Raw genomic sequence first — 17,750 nt, forward strand, 5'->3', positions numbered from 1 at the left:
CCGACGACCGCCCCTGGCGTACGGCCCGCGCATATGATCATGAGGAAGGCGGACGATGCCGGCGGACGACGACGGCCGACCGACCCGGCTGACGACGGCGGAGGCTCGACGACCATGACGGACCAGCGCGTGTACCTCGTGACCGGCGGCGGGACGGGCATCGGTGCCTCGACCGCCCGGCTGCTGCGCGAAGCGGGGCACCAGGTGGTGATCTCCGGGCGCCGGCCCGAGCCCCTGCGGCTCGTCGCGGAGGAGACCGGGGCCCTGGCGTTCCCGTCCGACATCGGCGACCCCGACGCGGTACGCGCACTCGTCGACGCGGCCGTCGCCGCGTACGGCCGCCTCGACGGGCTCGTCCTCAACGCCGGTATCGGGCGCGGCGGCGGCGTGGGCGAGGTGACGCCCGAGGACTGGGAGACGGTGATGCGGACCAACCTCACCGGGCCCTTCCATCTGCTGCGCGCCGCCCTCCCCCATCTGCTCGCCGCCCGTGGCGCGGTGGTCGCGGTCGCCTCGGTGTCCGCCCTGCGCAACGGCGTGGGCAACGCCGCCTACGCCACCTCCAAGGCGGCGCTGCTCCAGCTCTGCCGTTCACTCGCGGTCGACTACGGGGCCCAGGGCCTGCGGGCCAACACGGTGTGCCCCAGCTGGGTGCGCACCGACATGGCGGACCGCCGGATGGACCGGTTCGCCGAGGAGGCGGGGCTCGGGGAGGGCGGTGTCGAGGCGGCGTACGAGGAGGTGACGCGGGTGCTGCCCGCCGGGCGGCCCGGTGAGCCGCGCGAGGTCGCCGAGGCCGTGGCCTGGCTGCTGTCGCCCGCTTCCTCGTTCGTCAACGGAGCGGTGCTCACCGTCGACGGCGGCGCCACCGCTCTCGATCCGGGCACCCTCGCCTTCGACTTCCGGATCGAGCCCCGGACGCCGCGCGCCTGATGCCCGTCTTCGGTCAGTGGCCGGTCATGCCGGGGATTCGTCGTCGTCGGGATGCCAGACGCAGGAGACGACGACCACCAGCGGCCAGAGGGACTGCATACACGTGACGAGGCGTTCGGCGACGCCCGCGGCGCCGTGGCCGTTCAGCTCGATCAGGAACCAGCCCGCACCGAGGGCCATCGCCGTGGTCGCCGCGAGGGCGGGCACGGGCCGCAGGCCCCAGGGTGCGGATCGGCCGCGATCGGCGGCCAGAACCGGCCACAGCGCCAGCAGGGCGAACCCGATCACGGCGACCGCCCCATGGCGCAGGGACCCCCCGCTGCTCGGCGCCGGGAGCAGAGCCACCACCAGCGCCGCCACCCCGCCGCCGGCCAGCGCCACCCGCCCGGCGAACGCGGCGGCGCGCAGCCCCCAGGCGGTCAGCAGGTGGCAGAGGCCCAACGCGAGGAACGCTCCGGTCATCACCCAGAATCCGGCGGCGCCGTAGGCAGCCAGGACGCTGATCGTCTGTCTGACGGGGTCATAGGCGGGCCCTTCCAGCTGTGCCGCGATCATCCAGCCGCCGACCAGCAGGACGGGGGCGCTCCCCGACGAGAACAGGGCCCACCTGGGTACGGATCGCATCGGCCCACCGTAGAGCGCTCGATCGTTCCTCCCCGGGCGCACGCACGGGAGGGAATCCGAATGGGCCTGCGGGACCCGCCGCGGAGTGTTCCGGGTCACACGAGGTCGTGCGATGTCACATCGCCCGGTCGCCCGGTGTCTAGAGGTCGTACACCGTGAACCGCTTCTGGCTCCGAAGGAGACACCATGACCGAGAACACCGAGGTGATCGTGATCGGCGGCGGGTACGCCGGCGTGATGGCCGCCAACCGCCTGACACAGCGTGACGACGTGGCCGTGACACTGATCAACCCGCGCCCGACCTTCGTCGAGCGGATCCGTCTGCACCAGCTGGTGGCCGGCTCCCACGAGGCGGTCGTCGACTACCGAGAGGTCCTGCGCGAGGGCGTCCGGCTGGTGGTCGACACCGTGACGCGGATCGACGCGGCCGAGCGCGGGGTGACGCTGGCGAGCGGCGGCACGCTCGGCTACGACCATCTGGTGTACGCGGTGGGCAGTGGCAGCGCCGACCCGCGCGTGCCCGGAGCGTCGGAGTTCGCCTACCCGATCGCCACGCTGGAGGAGGCCCGGCGGCTGCGGCCCGTCCTCGACGCCGCGTCGGCCACCGCCGCCGTGACGGTGGTCGGAGGCGGCCCGACCGGCATCGAGACCGCCGCCGAACTGGCGGAGGAGGGCCGCGCTGTGACGCTCGTCTGCGGCGGGGTGCTCGGCCCGTACCTGCACCGTCGGGGCCGGCGATCGGTCGCCAGGCGGCTGGCCGGCCTCGGTGTCACCGTGCTCGAAGGCCCGGACACGAAGGTGACCGCGGTGACCCGTGATGCCGTGCGGCTCAGCGGCGGGCGCACGCTGCCGAGCGAGGTGACCGTCTGGACCGCCGGATTCGGCGTGCCGGAGCTGGCCGCCCGCAGCGGTCTGAGCACCGACGCCTTGGGCCGCCTGCTCACGGACGAGACCCTGACCAGCGTGGACGACGCACGTATCGTCGCGGCCGGCGACTCGGCGGCGCCGTCGAACCTGCCGCTGCGGATGAGCTGCCAGGCGGCGATGCCTCTGGGCGCGCGGGCCGCCGACACGGTGCTCAGCCGGATCGCGGGCGAGCGGCCCGCGCCCCTCAACCAGGTGTTCGCTGGCCAGTGCGTCAGCCTGGGCCGACGCGCCGGCATCTTCCAGTTCGCCCACAGGAACGACGTCGCGCTGTGGTTCCACATCGACGGCCGCCCCGGTGCGAAGCTCAAGGAGTTCGTGTGCAAGTCCGTCGTCAAGCATCTGGGCGACGAGGCACGCAAGCCCGGCTCGTACAGTCTGCACCGCATGCCGGGAGGCGCCGAGCGCCGGCAGCTGCTGCGGGCGGCCACCCCGGCGGCTCCGGCTGCAACGCCCGCCGCCGACCGGTCCTGAATCGATGAACGAGAGGGTCGAGAGATGACCGACCGCACCACCGACCCGGCGACCGAGACGTTCGTCGCCCACCGCAACCTGCTCTTCACCGTCGCGTACGAGATGCTCGGATCGGCCGCCGACGCCGAGGACGTCCTCCAGGAGACCTGGCTGCGGTGGGTCGAGGTCGACATGACGCAGGTGCGCGACGAGCGCGCGTACCTGGTGCGGATGACGACCCGGCAGTCGCTCAACCGGCTGCGCACGCTGCAGCGCCGCAGGGAGGCGTACGTCGGCTCATGGCTGCCCGAGCCGCTGCTCACCGCGCCGGACGTGGCGGACGACGTCGAACTCGCCGAGAGCGTGTCGATGGCGATGATGCTCGTCCTCGAAACACTGTCGCCGACCGAACGGGCCGTCTTCGTGCTGCGGGAGGTCTTCGACGTCGGTTACGACGAGATCGCCGCCGCGGTCGACAAGAGCCCGGCGGCCGTCCGCCAGATCGCGCACCGCGCCCGCCGGCACGTCGACGCCCGCCGCCCGCGCCAGGCGGTTCCGCCGAGTGTGACGAGTGCGGCGCTGGAGTCGTTCCGGCGCGCGGCCGAAACAGGGGACCCGCAGGCCCTCCTCGACGTGCTCGCCCCGGATGTCGTCCTGATGAGCGACGGCGGCGGTATCAAGAGGGCCGCGCTGCGGCCGATCACCGGCGCCGACAAGGTGGCCCGCTTCCTGCTCGGAGGTCTCGGCAGGCACAAGCGCGCGATCACCGTCGCTCCGACCGTGGTCAACGGCGGCCCGGCGCTTGTCGTGCACGTGGACGGCGAACTGGACGGCGTCATGGTCGCCCGTGTCGAGGACGCCCGCATCACCGGTCTCTACTACGTCCGCAACCCGGAGAAACTGTCCCACGTCGGATCCGAGGCGTCGCTCACCCTGCGATGAACAGGCACCGGGGTCCTGGTTCCGGCTTCTGTGTGGCGGCTCCGGCCCAGGGGTTGACCGGAGCCGCCCACAAGCACCCGCGCTGAGCGCGCGGCTGCGCCGTTCAAACACGAGGGCCGTCTGAGGAGGAGGGGGCGACCCTGCGGTGTTCTGTCCGGGCCCGGGGAGGGCACCCTTAGTAAATATCCATACCGTCGAGTAGGCAAGGGAATGAAAATTTTCATGCACTTCGACGGCGTGAAAACGTTCAGTCGTCCAGGAAGAAGTGGTGCTGTTCCGCCGCCTGCTCGTACTTCTCCAGCCGGATCTGCGTACGCTCCGGGTCCGCGTCCGCCATGGCCTGGAGGATGGCCGCCGACAGCACCCCAGGCGCCGCGTACGAGTCGAAGACGAGCCGTGAGCCCGTGCCGGCGGTGAACACCACATCGGCCTCGTCGACGAGCGGCCCGAGCGCGAGGTCGGTGATCAGCGCGACGGCCAGGCCGGCGTCGCGCGCGGCGCGGACGACGGCGAGGGTCTCGTTGGCATGCCGGGGCATCGCGAAGGCCAGCACCCATGTGCCGCCCGCCTCGCGCGCCTGGAGCAGCGCGTCGTAGGCGACACTGCCGCCCCGCGTCACCACCCGTACATCGGGATGGATGCGGCGCGCGGCGTACGCGAAGTACTCGGCGAGTGAGACCGAGATCCGCAGACCGAGGACCGTCAGAGGCACGGACCGGGCCAGTTCGCGGCCGATGTCGAGGATCCGGTCGGGGTCGGCGAGCACACGCCGCAGGGCCGTCAGGTTCTCGATCTCGGCGTCGACCGCCGACTGGAGTTCGTTACGGAGCCTCTCCTCGCCCCCGGCCGGTGCGCCGGCGACCGCGCTGAGCGCGATGGGCTGCAGGGCCTCCCGGAGGGCGGGGTACCCGCTGAACCCCAGGGACGAGGCGAACCGGGTCACCGATGGCTGGCTGACACCCACCCGCTCAGCGAGCTCGGTGATCGACAGGAACGCGGCCTCGGTGAGGTGGTCGATCAGGAACTGGGCGATGCGCCGCTGCGCGGGCGACAGCCGGTGCCCGCCGAACAGAGACCGCACCCGTTCGGCGGGGGAAGCCGCCTCCGTCTCGGCCGAGCGTCTGCCCGGTGTGATCGCCGCGGCCTGTGCGCGCGCCTGCTGCCCAGATGGCACGGTGTGCCTCCTTCTCGTCCCACTGCTGCCCAAGATAGTTCACACGCCCAGGGCCCCCGCCGGACGCGGCACTCGCCGGTGGAACGGGTGGAGCCGGGGGCCACCCGGGGCGATGGCCGCCGGCGGGGCCGCTGCGGAACACCTGTCGCGCTGAGGTGAGTTGGGGGCGCCCGCGTCGCGACGCGCACCCCGTCAGGCGTCCCAGGTGCCCGGCGCTGCGGCGGCGCGCGGGTGAAGCCGGTGAAGTCCCGGGGCGGGCGCCCCGGCACCGTCGCCACGTCGCCGCTGAGCCAGCCGAGACCGCCGGAACCCACCTGCTCGTACGGGCCGGCCGGCATTGCCACCCATTCCTCGGGCGCCCCCTGCGCACGCTGATCGTCCGCGAATGCCTCCGCGCTCAGCGGCACCCAGCGGATGTCCCGCCCAGCGGCCTTCGCGATCTCCGCGACCGGGTCCTGGTTCACGGAGCCGTGATGCCGCAAGCGCCCTGTCGTGGTCATCCTGCTCCGCGCCGGCCCACCGCGACCCGCTCTTGGTCTCGCACCGCGGCTCCAAGGCTCTGAGCGGACCGATCGGTACGACCGGAGGGTCCGCCTTCAGTCCCGCAGTACCCGTCGCTACCCGAGGAACGACAGGCGCACCTGGCGCTCCGGGTTGTCCTTGTTGGTGTCCGCCAACCTCCGCAAGGACAACCCCAACCGTACTTCGACCTCGGCCATGCGCGGGCCGATCCCGCTGACGACGACTGAGGCCGCAGTTCCCGTGTGGTGTCCCGATTGGTTCACGAAGCTGTCGCGGTTGGGACCCGGCCGTCTCCTGTGTCGTGCAGTGACGGATAGCGTTCCTGACCTCGGGGTCGCACGTCCGTGCGGCGCCGACCATGCACCTTTCTGCTCTGACGACTCCACGGGGGTACGGCGACATGACCATGCGACGAGACGGCATGCCGGGTGGCAGGTTCTCCCGGCGGCGTGCACTACGGCTGGCCGGCGGCGGTCTCACGCTGGCCGTGCTGACCGCAGGTGTGGCAGGTTGTCGCGAGGACGGCTCCGATGCCGGCGGATCCGGGGGGTCCGAGCCGGTCGGCGGGGACAAGCCGGCCGGGGGCGGCGCCGGTGAGGACGGCCAGGCTCCTGAGCCGCTGTGGACGAAGACGACATCCGCCCAGACCTACGGCGACAACGACGAGCTCGTGGCCGCGGGCGGTGTGGTGATCGCCAGCGGTGCTCCACTGGTCGCACTGGACGCGGCGTCGGGCAAGGAGCAGTGGTCACTGGAGGACGGCGCGACCCCCGGGGCACCGATGCTACTCGGCAGCGGCACGCTGTACCTGGCCAGCGCTACATACGACGGCACCGTCACCGGCTACGACCCGGCCTCGGGCAAGCAGACCTGGCGCAGCCACCTGGGCAAGGAGTACCGGCAGCCGAGACCGATCGCGGTGGACGACGATCAGGTGTACGTCATCGCCGAGATCCAGGAGGCCGACGGCTCGTCCAAGACCAACGTGATCGCCGCGCTGAACAGCCTTACGGGCAGAGTGGCGTGGAAGGAACAGCGCGACTTCGGCACCGAGCAGAACGGTATCCACGCCCATGCCGAGGGTCGCCACCTCGTGTACACCGACTTCAAGAAGAACCTGACGGTGCGCGACACCGCCACCGGCAAGCAGGTGTGGACGCACAAAACCGCCAAGACCAACTACGGCTTCTTCGCCGTGTACAAGGATCTGGTGATCGTTCCGCAGGGTCCGAAGCTTCTGGCTTTCGGCCTGGCCGACGGCTCGGCGAAGTGGTCGGTGGAGACCGCCGAGAGCTACGTCGCTTTCAAGGAGCCGGCCGTCCTGGACGACGTGCTCTACATCGTCGACAGCGACCGCACGATGCGTGCCCTCGACCCCCGTACGGGCAAGGAGATCTGGCAGTCGACGGCGCTCGCCGACGCGAATCTCACGGTGCCGCGGCAGTACGTGAAGGTGGGCGATGTCCTGTACGCGGCCACAGACCTGGACGAGCGGGGCGGCGTGATAGCCATAGACGCGAAGACCGGTGCCGTGCGATGGACGTTCAACGACAAGACCGGTGACTATCACGCGTGGCTGGTGGCCACGGACGGGAAGCACGTGTTCGCCCTGCACGGCAAGAAACTGCACGCGCTGCCCGTCTGACACCCGCGCAGCCGTTCCCGGACGTCCGGCACGGGCCTTCGGAGCGGTCACCGATTGGGCGCCGGCTGTCTGTGGGCAGCAGTCGAGCTCAACCTCCGCACGGACTCCGACCGTCCTCCAGCCCCTCTCCCACCCGCGACCGCCGGCATATTCGTGCCGGAGTCGACCTGGTGGACACGGTGGCTTGTGCGGCGCTCGACGGGTCACCCGGGCGCGGCCCTCGCAGAGGCGGGAGGAATGGCCGAAACGGCTCGTCCCGCAGCGAGCAGGTGACCGCAGTGCGGCCGGCTGGTCCACGGTGGCGAACGCCGGCCCGTCGAACATGGTCCACTCGTCCCGGAGCCCGGAGCCCGTAGCCCCAGATCCCCAGAGCGAGCTTCGGACGAGGGCGCCGGGTCTGGGCCCGGCCGGCTGTCCTCGCCCCGACAGGTGCGCCCGAGGCCACCGGGCGCCTCCCGGCCGTCCGGTCGACGCGGCCTAAGCGCGGTCCCGGCCTGCGGAGTCGGACAGTCCGGCGGAGACGTCATGCTCGTTCTCGACGGCAGGTCCCTCCTCGACGGCCTGCACTCCGGAGGAAGGAAGCAGCTGAGGAATGCCATCGACGATCGGATAGCGACGACGCAGGCGCGGGTTGTAGAGCGCGCCCCCGCTCTCGTCGAGGATCAGCGGCCCCTTGTCGAGCGGGCAGGCGAGGATCTTCAGCAGCGGGTTGTCAGGCTTCATGACCGGGTTCCTTCGGATGTGGGGGTGTCCGCGTCGTGTCGCGGCAGGGTGAGCAGAACCGTCAGTGCGAGCACGATGCCGCCGAGACGCAGTAACAGCCGCAACGAGTTGTCGGGCAGCGGCTCGTCGAACGCGATCGTGCCGCTCACGATGGTGAACACACAGGTCACCGTCGAGCACACCGGGACGATCAGCGAGGCCCGGCAACGCTGGAGCGCGGTCTGTGACAGCACCAGCCCACTGACCCCTGTGAGCAGGAGGAGGTACGGGTACGGGGAGGAGACCAGGGCGGGCACGCTACCCAGGAGGTCCGACGTGTCCAGATGCCCGGAGACGCCCTTGATGGCGAGCGAGCTGACGCCGTAGATCAGACCGACCGCGACCGCGTAGGCCACTCCTGTGGTCGGCTGCCGATGGCGCCGACGGGCGCGCCGCTCCGCGGCCGTGTAGAGCGCCAGACCGGCCGCGAGGGTCGGCACGCACAGTGCCAGCAGGGTACCCGCGGGCGCGCTGCGGCTGATCTCCTCGCTGGACTCGTACAGCGAGGCCACCACCATCACCAGCGCCAGACCGATGACAGCCACCGCACGCCGCTCACGGCCGGAGGGGCGCTCACCGAGCACCACCGACGAGAGCACCAGCAGGAGTACCAGCCCGGACAGGAACAAGCCCTGGGCGGCGGCGATCGGCAGTGTGCGGTAGACAGCCAGCTGCGCGGCGAACCCCAGGGCCAGCGCCATGGCCCCGCAGATCCACAAGGGCCTGCAGGCCAGCAGGATCAGGGCCCGGCCCGGCTGTGCGGCGCTCAGCGGCGGCATGCCTGCCAGCGCCCGCTTCTCCAGGACGAAGCCGGTGCTGTACAGGACGTTCGCCACCAGCGCGGCGATCACACCCCACACCACGCGCTACACCTTTTTCGCATGCACGAGGAGGATGGAGGCGAGGGACGGCAGCCCACAGGCCAAGCGGTCCAGCGGGCGGAGCGGGCGCGGCACTCCGTGGAACGGCGCACCGGCGACCGTCACCACCTCGAACCCGGACGCCGCCACGAACTCACGCAGCGCGCGTGCCGTGTACAGCCTCAGATGGCCCACCACCTCCTTGCCCGGTCTGCCGTGGATGCGGCGCAGACTCACCTCGGAGAACACCGGCTGGACCCCGGCGAGCAGCAGGGCGCGGTTGTACCAGGCGCCGAGGTTCGGAGTCGAGAGCATCAGATGCCCACCCGGACGCAGTACCCTGCGCAGTTCGTCGAGGGCACTGTCGGGGTCGACAAGGTGCTCGACGACCTCGCTGAACAGCACGGCGTCGGCGCTGCCGGAGGCGAACGGCAGCCCGCTGCCGGTCAGCTCGCCGCGGACGACCTGGCTCAGGCGCGGCGCCGCCCTGCGTAGCGCGTCCTGCGACCAGTCGATCCCCACGATGCGGTGCCCGTCCAGGACGCGGGTGGCGGTCGCTCCCGCCGAGCCGTCCCCGCAACCCACGTCGAGCACGGTCGCGGCCGGGCGGCCGGGTCCGACGGGGCCGAGCGCATCGGCCAGCATCCGGGCCTGGCGCAGGGTACGGGCTTCCCCGGAGGCGACGGGAACGGTGGGGTTCTCGTAGAAGTCCCGCAGCCCGGGAGCCGGCGGGCCCGGCGAAGTCACCGCCGCCTCGGGCGACTTCCCGGTTGCTGCGGAGCCGCTGGCGGAGAGAGTCATGACGGCCTCTTGTGGTGGTCCTGGGCGGAGCGGGCTCCACCTGGTGTCGGGTCGGGATGATGCGTGTCACGGTGGTACGGGCCGCCCGGGCCCGGTGCGTGATCCCGGGCCGGAGTCGCCTCGGCGTCCGCGGCGGTGGCGTCCACCTCCCCGGTCGCGGCTCCCGGCCCGGCCCCCGGAGCATTCGCCCCGGCAGAGGTGAAAGACGTCGTCGACAGCGACGCCGCGAACAAGCCCACCAGGTCCGCACCGGCCGCGTCATCGAGCAGCGCCCGCGACCAGCGCAACGTCACATGCAGTCGCCCGCCGGTGGAAGCCGCGGCCACGCTCAGCCCGCGCGGCATCCGCGCCGGTGCGGAGAACCACACGGCCGTCGCCCGGCCGGCGTCGCCGAAGTCCAGCGTGTACGGCACGCGTCCGATGTTGGTGACCAGTGCCGTCGACATCCAGGGCGCCGCCACCCGCCGTGCGCCACGGGTGAGCACGCCCCGGATGCCGACCGGCAGCAGCGGTGCGGTCAGCAGACTCGCCCCGGCACCCAGGGGGGCGCCCTGGGCCGACTTCAGTGCGTGGGTGCGCCGAGCGGTGGTGCGCAGCAACCGGGCCACGGCTGCCAAGTCCGGCCGCTCACCGAGCAGCAGGTCCGTGTCGTGCGGGTCCTCGGGGGTCATGGCCACCTCGACGAGCCGGGTTCCGTTTCCCATCGGCATCTCCGTGCCGCGCGGCCGGTCGTCGACGGGCATCGTGATCCGTACCGAACCGGCGGGCCGGCCGCGCGAGACGTTCCAGCGGGTCACCATCAGTGATGCGGCGACCAGCAGTTGGTCGTTGACGGTCCAGGGCGAGTGGTCTCCGTCCCGCGTCACACGCCGAGGAACGGGCAGGTCCGTCTGCAGCATGCCGTTGCCCACGGCGCGGGCGCGTACCGGCTCGGGGCGGGAGTCCGGCGCGACGCGTACGGGGCGCGTACGTACGGCGCGGCCTGTCCCCCTCGGAGCGGGGCCCGGGCGCCCCGGCCGGACCCGCCCGGTGACCGGGACGGGGTCCACTCCTCCGTACTGTTCCGCGGTCGTGGCGAGGAGCCGCAGCCCCGACGGCGCGTCGAGAGCGGTGTGATGCATCGTCAGCAGGAGCACGGTCCCGGTCTGCGAAGCCTCGCCCGCCGCCGACGGCCCCGGGGCGCCCGTTCCCCCGTCCATCTCGACGACTTCCAGGCGCAGGGGCGGCGACAGGGTGAGCGGCGGGCATGCGCTCAGCGCGCGGGCCCGGGCAGCGGCCAACGCGTCGGGGCCCCGCCCCCCGAGGCCCACCGGGTCGCTGTCCGGTTCGCCGGTCAGCTCCCACTCGAAGGACCGCCGGTGCCGACGGCCGGGCACTTCCCGCACCAGCACCCTGGAGTGCGTCAGCAGCGCCCGCCGGAACGCGGTCCGCAGCCGTGCCGGGTCCAGTCGTCCGGGCAGATGTACCTCGATGTGCACGCTCTCCGGTTCATCGTCACTGAGGCAGTGCCGCGACACCTCGTCGACGGTCGGAAAGGGGATCCGGACCCCGCCGGGAGGGGTGTCGGTCCCCCCGGCGGGGGCCCAGGGCGCGATCACGAGGGGCCACCGCCTTCCGGCCGCCGAAGGGGCGGCTCCGGCCGGTGCCCGTCGCCGGTTCCGCGCGGCTTGGCCGTGACCACCGGTCCGGCTTCCGGCGCGTCGGAATCGCCGTCCTCGCGCCCGTCGTCACGCCCGCGCCCGTCGCCACGCCCACGGGTGGCAACGGACGCCGGCCTCACCGCAGTCACCAGGGCGGAGGCCAGGGCCACCAGCGCGAGCACCTGGGCGAAGCCGCTGAACGGGCCTTCCCCGGTGGCGACCGGCTCCCCGGCGCCGACGGCCGCGACAAGGCCCGCTCCGGCCATCGCCGCCGCCGCGGTCGGCACCAGCACGGCCGGCCGGAATCGTGCCGCCAGGGCGAGTACGGGCACGACCAGGGCCAGCGGCCCCGCCGCCACCGCGACGACCGCGGTCAGCGCAAGTGTTCCGAGCAGCATCCCCGGCGGCGGCGGCTCGGGCAGCTCCCCGTCGGTCCCCCCGTCTCCGCGTCGGCGGCCTACGAAGGCCAGGGCGGCCAGGGCGACGAGGGCGAACGCACCGCCGATCAGGGCTGCCCGGTACGACTCCGAGGGCTCGAACTCCATGGTCACCGTGCCGGACGCCCCGGCCGGAATCACCCAGGCCTGCTGCCAGCCGTCGAGGCGCACCGGCTCCAGCTCCGTGCCGTCCAGGGTGGCCTTCCAACCGTCGTTGGCGTTCTCGTAGGTCCGCAGGTACGTCGCCTCGCCCGAGCCGGCCGCCACGGAAACGGTCCGGCTGTCGTCGGTCCACCGGGTGACGGTGGCCTCGCGACCCGCCGCTCCCTCCAGTTCTCGTGGAGTGCCCCGGGTCAGCGTGACGTCGGTGATCGCCAGCGGCCCCGCGTCACCCGCCTCCACCTCGTGATCGCCGGGCGGAAGTTCCAGGGTGCCGTCCTTCTCCTCCCCCGCGCAGAGGGCGACGGTGACGGGGCGCCGCTCGGTGAGGTCCCGGACGAGTCCTGAGGCCTTCGTCTTGTGCAGGACACCGCCCACAGCGAGGTCCGGGCCCTCACCGCACGGCAGCGAGAAGCGCGCGGACGGCTTGGCCCGCGGCACTCGCAGATCGGCCAGTGCGGGAACGTGCACCTCGCTCAGCCCGACCGGCAGCTGCAACCCCGCGTTCGCCACCGGATTGTGGACGGTGAGCGGGGCGACCCTGCTGATGGTGATGTCGAGCCGGTTCGTCTCGATCCGCGGGAAGCGGACCCGCCCGTTCTCGTCGACGTCGGCCACCGCGGCGCCGTGCGGGGAGCTGATCATCACCTGCTCGGGCCGGGTGGACACCCCGCCCGCCGGCGCGAGGATGACCTCGTCGATTTTCTTCTTCCGGGGCCAGCTCAGGTGGATGACGGGCCGGTCGCCCGCGATCCAGGCGGTGGTGAGGTCACCGTCGACCAGGTTGCGGGCGCTGAGTGACGTGCCGTTGCGGCTGATGGAGTCCACGCCGGCCGTCACCCGTTCCTTCGGCCCGGGGGCCGAGCGGTCGAGCAGTTCGTCGAGCGCGCCGCCGGGCACGGCGACGGCTCGCGCCGACACCTGGTACTCGCCCGGTTCACGGGTGCTGAACCGCCGGTGCAGTCCCACCTCGGCCGATACGGGCGACAGGCCGCCCGCGTCGGTGCCGCGGTGCAGGGAGTACACGCTCGCCGCCGCGTCGGTGTGCTCCGCGTCGGCAGGCAGCACCAGCATGCGCGTCACCTGCACGTCCGGGATCGACACCTCGGCGAATCCGGCCCCGGAGAGGCCCGGGCGCGCCTGTTGCGCGGCAACGATGGTGATCTTCATCCAGGAGGCCTCGCCCGAGGGAGCCGTGACGGTCTGCGGCAGGCCGTTCGTCTGCAGGGGGCTGTCGGCCGAACCGCGGTCGGTCTCGATCCGCACCTGGGTGGGTGCCGCGCGCATCGAGTCGCCCGGCAGGGGCGTCAGCCGGATGGAGGCCGGGATGTCGGTCGGCCGGGAGAACTCCACTCTGAGCCACTGTCCGGCCGGCTTGCCCGGACTGCCCTCGGCCCACGCGGTGTCCGGGTTGCCGTCGAAGGCGTTCACCGGGTCGTACTGCGGCAGGTGGAACAGCCAGTTGCCACTGCTGGAAGCCGTCACGGCACGGGCACCGCGCAGCACCGCCGTCGTCTGGTGGTCGATGCCCTCCGACGGCAGGATCTGCTTGGGCTTCTCGCCCGGGTTCTGCAGGCTGCCGGAGTGATTGCGCTCGTCCGCGGTGTACGTGTACGAGGTGTTGATGTTGACCAGGCCGAACCGGGTGTCGGCTCGACGCAACCCATCCGCGACCGCCTTCACCGGCGGGACGACGCCCTGGGGAAGACCGTCCCCCGCCAGTACGGCCGGCCGCTCGGCCATCGAGGGGTCGGCGGACAGCTGGAGCAGCGCCTCGGGTCCGCCACTGACCACGGCCGTGTCGGCCACGGCCGAGACGCCGACCCGGTCGGGCCTCCCGTCGCGGTCCTGCGGCTGATAGATCTCCACGGCCTGGAGCCGCGGGTAGAGCCCCTGAACCTGGAGCGGGGTGTCGGCGGCGATGCGTCCGCCGGTCACCAGCGGTCCGAACCCGGTGATCTTGCGGTAGCCGGACGATTCCAGGGTCCGCTTCACCGTCTGCGGCGGGACATAGCCGATCTGGTCGGGGTCGAGGTCGTTGCGGACGACCACCTCGTGCATGCCGGCCCGTGCCAGGTAGGCCTGGAGGCCCGGAACCTCGGAGCCCGACAGCAGCGCCTGCTCGACCGCGTCCGTCATACGGCGTGCTCCGGGAGTACCGAAGGGGACGAAGTCACGCTGCGCCCAGGGGGTCTCGGCCAGTACGTCGAACGGCTGGTCGATGGGGGATCCCCAGGTGTAGATGCCGTGCGCCGTCGCCGGTACGACCAGTGCCCGGCTGTTCGGGGCGTTGTCCTTGAGCCAGTCGGCGGCCTTCTCCCAATGGGTGGGCAGTTTGGCGAACGCCCCGGGCTGCAGGATCGAGCCGTTGGCGTACGGAAGCGCCAGACCGGGCAGTACCAACACCGCCGTGGCAGCGGGCACCCAGCGGCGACGGCGAAGTGCGCGAGACCCCCTGCTCTCGGACAGCACGGCTGTCAGATGGGTCAGTCCGAGGGCGAGCGCGAGGGCCAGTCCCGGCTGGAACTTGTAGATGTTGCGGAACGGCTTCAGCGGCCCGTTCAACCAGTCCTGGACGGCACCGTGGAACGGACCGCCGAAGGCTCCGCCGTACCCGGCGAGCGCGATCAGGACGACGGCCAGGACGGTCAGCATCAGCCAGCGGCGCTCCGGCAGGTCCCGCCGGGCCAGGCCCGCCAGCCCCAGCGCCGCGGCGAACGCGGAACCGAGAACGGTGACGACGGAGGTCGCGACGGTCCAGCCGGCCGGCAGCCATGCCTCACCGAAGTTCAGATAGGCCACCCAGTTGCCGGCGCCGCGCAGCAACTCGGTCGCGGACATGGTGGCGGTGGTGGTGTCGGCCTGCTCCACGTACGGCATGAAGTTCTCGCCGTGCATGCCGAGCAGGAGCAGCGGGACCACCCACCACACGGTGGCCAGCACTACGCCCGGTATCCACCAGCCCAGCAGCGCCCGCCGACGCCGGCCGGGAGGGCGGCTGAGCAGGTACAGACCCACGGGCAGCAGCGCTGCCAGTGTCGAGGCGGCGTTCACGCCGCCCATGAAGGGGATCAGCAGGGCCGAACGTGCGGCGGCCGTCCGGGGGCTCGACTTCGCGGAGGTCAGCGGCAGCAGCACCCAGGGCAGCACGGCACCCGGCAGCGCGGCGGCGGAGGTCGATCCGATGACGATCGTGAAGGTGGGCCACAGTGCGTAGACGACCGCACCGACGGCCCGGGACGCGGGCGTCCCCACGCCCAGCCGTTCGGCGAGCCTGAGCGCGCCCCAGAAGGCTGCGGTCACGATGATCGACAGCCAGAGCCGTTCGGCCACCCACACCGGCACCTGCAGCATGTCCATGAGCGCGTAGTAGGGCAGTGCCGGGAAGGCGTAGCCGATGTACTGGTTGGCTATGCCGCCGAGGCCCACGTTGCCGTTCCACAGCGAACCGAGGTCGCCGATGAAGCGCCAGGGGTCGAGGGCGACGCCGAGTTTGGTCTCGAACGTCATCTTCCCCGGTGACACCGCGAGGAACGACACCAGGACGACGGCCCAGAAGCCGAACAGCAGGCGTCGTCCGCGCGGATCACCGAACGCCTCCGACGGCTTCGGGCCGGGCTGCGGCACCCGCGTGGGCGCCTGGACCGTAGTGGTCATGACCGTTCCTCGCTTCGCATGCTCATGGGCTTCGCCTGAGAATCAGCAGCAGATTCCAGGTGGCGATCTCGCGGAGTCCCGGCACCCGGGTGATCGTGCTCGCGAGGAATGGCCAGTAACGGGAGCGCGCCGTGACGACCTGCACATCGTCGCGGCCGCGGACGTGCCGAAGGGTGGGACCGATATGGACGGGGAAGAGGTTCTCGCCGAGCGTGTGCTTGGCCTTCCGGCCGGTGCGCCGTTCGTAGCGTTCGCGGGCCCGGCCGGCCCCGAGGTAGTGCCACGGCGCGGTCTCGTGGCCTCCCCAGGGGGAGAGCCAGTTGGTGAACGACAGGTAGATCAGTCCGCCGGGGCGGGTGACTCGCACCATCTCGCTGATGAACGTCCGCGGGTCCGACACGTGCTCCAGCACATTGGACGAGAAGCACACGTCCGCCGCCCCGTCGGCGAGCGGCAGCAGATATCCGTCGGCGAGCACCGCGTCCTCGGTGACCGGGCCGCCGGCGCTCAGCTCCCGCGGGTCGGGCTCGAAGAGGTAGCTCTGCGCACCACGGCGGCGGAACTCCTTGGTGAAGTGGCCGCTGCCGCCGCCGATGTCGACGACGATCTTGCCGGACAGGTCGATATGACGTGCCACCTGTGCGACCGAGTCGCGGGCCAACAGGGTGTAGCACCGTTCGGGATCGCTGGGTTCGCGCATGAACGCCCGGAAGAGAGCGGCCGATCGCCTCAGCGAAGGATCCTTGAATCCGCGTTCGGTGATCTCAGCCATGGCCGCGCCCGCCGCGTTCCTGGACTGCGGCGCGGGCCACCGCCTCGGCGGCGACCTCCTGGAACTGACGGACCGTCACGCTCCAGCGGAAGCGCTTGGCGCGCTGCGCGGCGGCACGCCCCATGGACGCGCGCCGTTCGGTGCTGAGGGACAAGGTGCACCACGCGGCGGCGAACGAACTCTCGCCCCGGGCGAGCACCCCGGTCTCCCCGTCCTCGATGGAGTCGCACAGGCCGGGTATGTCAAAACCGATCGCGGGGGTGGCCCGGGCGGCCGCCTCGGTGACGACCAGCCCCCAGCCCTCGACGAGGGAAGGGTGCAGCAGCAGCCACGCCTCGCACATCAGCCGGTGCTTCTCGGCGTCCGACACCCGGCCGGCGAACGTCACGGCGGGGCCGGCCATGGCTTCAAGGCGTGCCCGTTCGGGACCGTCACCCACGATGACGAGTCGACCACCGGTGACGGGGCGGACCCGCTCCCACAATCTGAGAAGCAGGTCGATGCGTTTGTACTCCACCAGTCGGCCGACGGCCAGGAACAGCGGCTCCTTCGCCTCGGGCAGCAGGGGGCCGGGCTCTTCGACGCCGTTGTTGACGATCCGGATGCGGTCCGCAGCCACGCCGATGCCGCGCAGCTCGGAGGCGGTCGACTCAGAGACGGCCACCATCAGGTTGTCGCGGTGCGTTCCTGCCAGTGCCCAGTGCTCCAGCCTGCGTCCGAGCCGTGCCGCCGGGCCCGGGTAACGCATCTGCCAAAGATCCGTATGCACGTGGTTGACCAGGCACACCGTCGGTCCACGGTGCCACAGCGGCGCCAGGTACGGCATGCCGTTGCACACCTCGACCAGCAGGTCGCAGTCGCCGACCTCCCGGGCGAAGGTCGCCCTGGCGCGCAGGAAGTGACCTGCGTCACCTCCGGCGGAGATCACCCGGTAGTCGCGCGGGGCGGCCGGTCCGCCGCACACGAGCGTCATCTCGTGGCCGTCAGCGGTCAGACCGTCGGCTATCCGGTCGATGAGCAGTTCCGAGCCACCAGCGGCCCGGTTGGCCAAGTCACGGCGGGCGAGAAAGGTGATCCTGCGCGGCAGAGGTGAGTCGGGGGCTGCGACGTGCGGGTCAGGGGCAGGCGAGTCGGCGACGTGGCTGCCGGTGCGGGCTTGAGCGGGGACGGAAAAGGAGTCCTTCTGGCCGAGGGCCAGGGCGGACGCGCGCTGGGGCATAGAGGTGCTCCAACTCGGGGCTGCGAGAGGCAGGCGGGTGGGGGTTGCCGGGCTTCCGGGGATGAAGCGCTGGGCTGGCTCGGTGTGCGGGTGCTGCAGGTGCTGCAGGTGCCGCGGGTACTGCGGGTACTGCGGTGCCGGACCGGACCTGGACATGCGGGCGTCCTGTCTGCACCGGGACGGTGGGAGACCCTTGAGGGAGAGCCGGTTCCACCGGGAAACACTG

13 protein-coding genes are annotated in these 17,750 nt (G+C 71.9%); 4 read left to right on the top strand and 9 right to left on the bottom strand.

What is annotated here, in order from left to right:
• Positions 1–114: 114 nt before the first annotated feature.
• Positions 115–933: an SDR family NAD(P)-dependent oxidoreductase gene (locus IE136_RS21685; RefSeq protein WP_158984979.1), complete on the top strand. Its 819-nt coding sequence runs from the start codon at positions 115–117 to the stop codon at positions 931–933.
• Between the two features lie 24 nt (positions 934–957).
• On the opposite strand, the gene IE136_RS21690 is transcribed toward IE136_RS21685, so the two are convergent.
• Positions 958–1,557, bottom strand: a complete 600-nt coding sequence (locus IE136_RS21690) for a DUF998 domain-containing protein (protein ID WP_158984981.1) — start codon at positions 1,555–1,557, stop codon at positions 958–960.
• Positions 1,558–1,743: 186 nt separating this feature from the next.
• Between IE136_RS21690 and IE136_RS21695 the strand changes: the two genes are divergently transcribed.
• Together IE136_RS21695 and IE136_RS21700 are read left to right on the top strand one after the other, a co-directional pair.
• Positions 1,744–2,955 carry an NAD(P)/FAD-dependent oxidoreductase gene (locus IE136_RS21695; protein ID WP_158984983.1) on the top strand — a complete coding sequence of 404 codons (1,212 nt, stop codon included), beginning with the start codon at positions 1,744–1,746 and terminating at the stop codon, positions 2,953–2,955.
• Between the two features lie 24 nt (positions 2,956–2,979).
• Positions 2,980–3,876, top strand: a complete 897-nt coding sequence (locus IE136_RS21700; protein ID WP_158984985.1) for an RNA polymerase sigma-70 factor — start codon at positions 2,980–2,982, stop codon at positions 3,874–3,876.
• Positions 3,877–4,123: 247 nt separating this feature from the next.
• Here IE136_RS21700 and IE136_RS21705 read toward each other — a convergent pair whose 3' ends face one another.
• On the bottom strand, positions 4,124–5,050 hold the full coding sequence (locus tag IE136_RS21705) for a MurR/RpiR family transcriptional regulator (RefSeq protein WP_158984987.1): 927 nt from the start codon (positions 5,048–5,050) through the stop codon (positions 4,124–4,126).
• A gap of 922 nt (positions 5,051–5,972) precedes the next feature.
• Here IE136_RS21705 and IE136_RS21710 point away from each other — a divergent pair.
• Entirely contained in the window at positions 5,973–7,217 is a 1,245-nt protein-coding gene (locus tag IE136_RS21710; RefSeq protein WP_229819012.1) for a PQQ-binding-like beta-propeller repeat protein, read from the top strand.
• Between the two features lie 477 nt (positions 7,218–7,694).
• Here IE136_RS21710 and IE136_RS21715 read toward each other — a convergent pair whose 3' ends face one another.
• From IE136_RS21715 to IE136_RS21745, 7 genes are read right to left on the bottom strand one after another with little or no spacing between them, the layout of a single operon-like run.
• On the bottom strand, positions 7,695–7,940 hold the full coding sequence (locus IE136_RS21715; RefSeq protein WP_158984991.1) for a Trm112 family protein: 246 nt from the start codon (positions 7,938–7,940) through the stop codon (positions 7,695–7,697).
• Positions 7,937–8,842, bottom strand: a complete 906-nt coding sequence (locus IE136_RS21720; RefSeq protein ID WP_158984993.1) for a DMT family transporter — start codon at positions 8,840–8,842, stop codon at positions 7,937–7,939. The genes IE136_RS21715 and IE136_RS21720 overlap by 4 nt, the downstream gene beginning before the upstream one ends.
• A gap of 3 nt (positions 8,843–8,845) precedes the next feature.
• Positions 8,846–9,640 carry a class I SAM-dependent methyltransferase gene (locus IE136_RS21725; protein ID WP_158984995.1) on the bottom strand — a complete coding sequence of 265 codons (795 nt, stop codon included), beginning with the start codon at positions 9,638–9,640 and terminating at the stop codon, positions 8,846–8,848.
• Entirely contained in the window at positions 9,637–11,238 is a 1,602-nt protein-coding gene (locus IE136_RS21730; protein WP_229819013.1) for a condensation protein, read from the bottom strand. The genes IE136_RS21725 and IE136_RS21730 overlap by 4 nt, the downstream gene beginning before the upstream one ends.
• Complete coding sequence (locus tag IE136_RS21735) at positions 11,235–15,533, bottom strand: alpha-(1->3)-arabinofuranosyltransferase domain-containing protein (RefSeq protein WP_189601156.1); 4,299 nt, start codon at positions 15,531–15,533, stop codon at positions 11,235–11,237. Before IE136_RS21735 ends, IE136_RS21730 begins: the two co-directional genes overlap by 4 nt.
• 22 nt (positions 15,534–15,555) lie before the next feature.
• A complete protein-coding gene (locus tag IE136_RS21740; RefSeq protein WP_158984997.1) occupies positions 15,556–16,305 on the bottom strand; it encodes a class I SAM-dependent methyltransferase in 750 nt (249 codons plus the stop codon).
• Positions 16,298–17,524 carry a glycosyltransferase family 4 protein gene (locus tag IE136_RS21745; RefSeq protein WP_189601157.1) on the bottom strand — a complete coding sequence of 409 codons (1,227 nt, stop codon included), beginning with the start codon at positions 17,522–17,524 and terminating at the stop codon, positions 16,298–16,300. The genes IE136_RS21740 and IE136_RS21745 overlap by 8 nt, the downstream gene beginning before the upstream one ends.
• Positions 17,525–17,750 lie beyond the last annotated feature (226 nt).

This window comes from Streptomyces lateritius, from assembly GCF_014649715.1.
GTDB classification, from domain to species: domain Bacteria; phylum Actinomycetota; class Actinomycetes; order Streptomycetales; family Streptomycetaceae; genus Streptomyces; species Streptomyces lateritius.

Excerpts from the sequence above, each read along its gene's own strand:
- IE136_RS21715 (WP_158984991.1), bottom strand. The coding sequence starts at position 7,940 with ATGAAGCCTGACAACCCGCTGCTGAAGATCCTCGCCTGCCCGCTCGAC.
- IE136_RS21710 (WP_229819012.1), top strand. The coding sequence starts at position 5,973 with ATGACCATGCGACGAGACGGCATGCCGGGTGGCAGGTTCTCCCGGCGG.
- IE136_RS21685 (WP_158984979.1), top strand. The coding sequence starts at position 115 with ATGACGGACCAGCGCGTGTACCTCGTGACCGGCGGCGGGACGGGCATC.
- IE136_RS21740 (WP_158984997.1), bottom strand. The coding sequence starts at position 16,305 with ATGGCTGAGATCACCGAACGCGGATTCAAGGATCCTTCGCTGAGGCGA.
- IE136_RS21690 (WP_158984981.1), bottom strand. The coding sequence starts at position 1,557 with ATGCGATCCGTACCCAGGTGGGCCCTGTTCTCGTCGGGGAGCGCCCCC.
- IE136_RS21725 (WP_158984995.1), bottom strand. The coding sequence starts at position 9,640 with ATGACTCTCTCCGCCAGCGGCTCCGCAGCAACCGGGAAGTCGCCCGAG.
- IE136_RS21700 (WP_158984985.1), top strand. The coding sequence starts at position 2,980 with ATGACCGACCGCACCACCGACCCGGCGACCGAGACGTTCGTCGCCCAC.
- IE136_RS21695 (WP_158984983.1), top strand. The coding sequence starts at position 1,744 with ATGACCGAGAACACCGAGGTGATCGTGATCGGCGGCGGGTACGCCGGC.
- IE136_RS21735 (WP_189601156.1), bottom strand. The coding sequence starts at position 15,533 with ATGACCACTACGGTCCAGGCGCCCACGCGGGTGCCGCAGCCCGGCCCG.
- IE136_RS21745 (WP_189601157.1), bottom strand. The coding sequence starts at position 17,524 with ATGCCCCAGCGCGCGTCCGCCCTGGCCCTCGGCCAGAAGGACTCCTTT.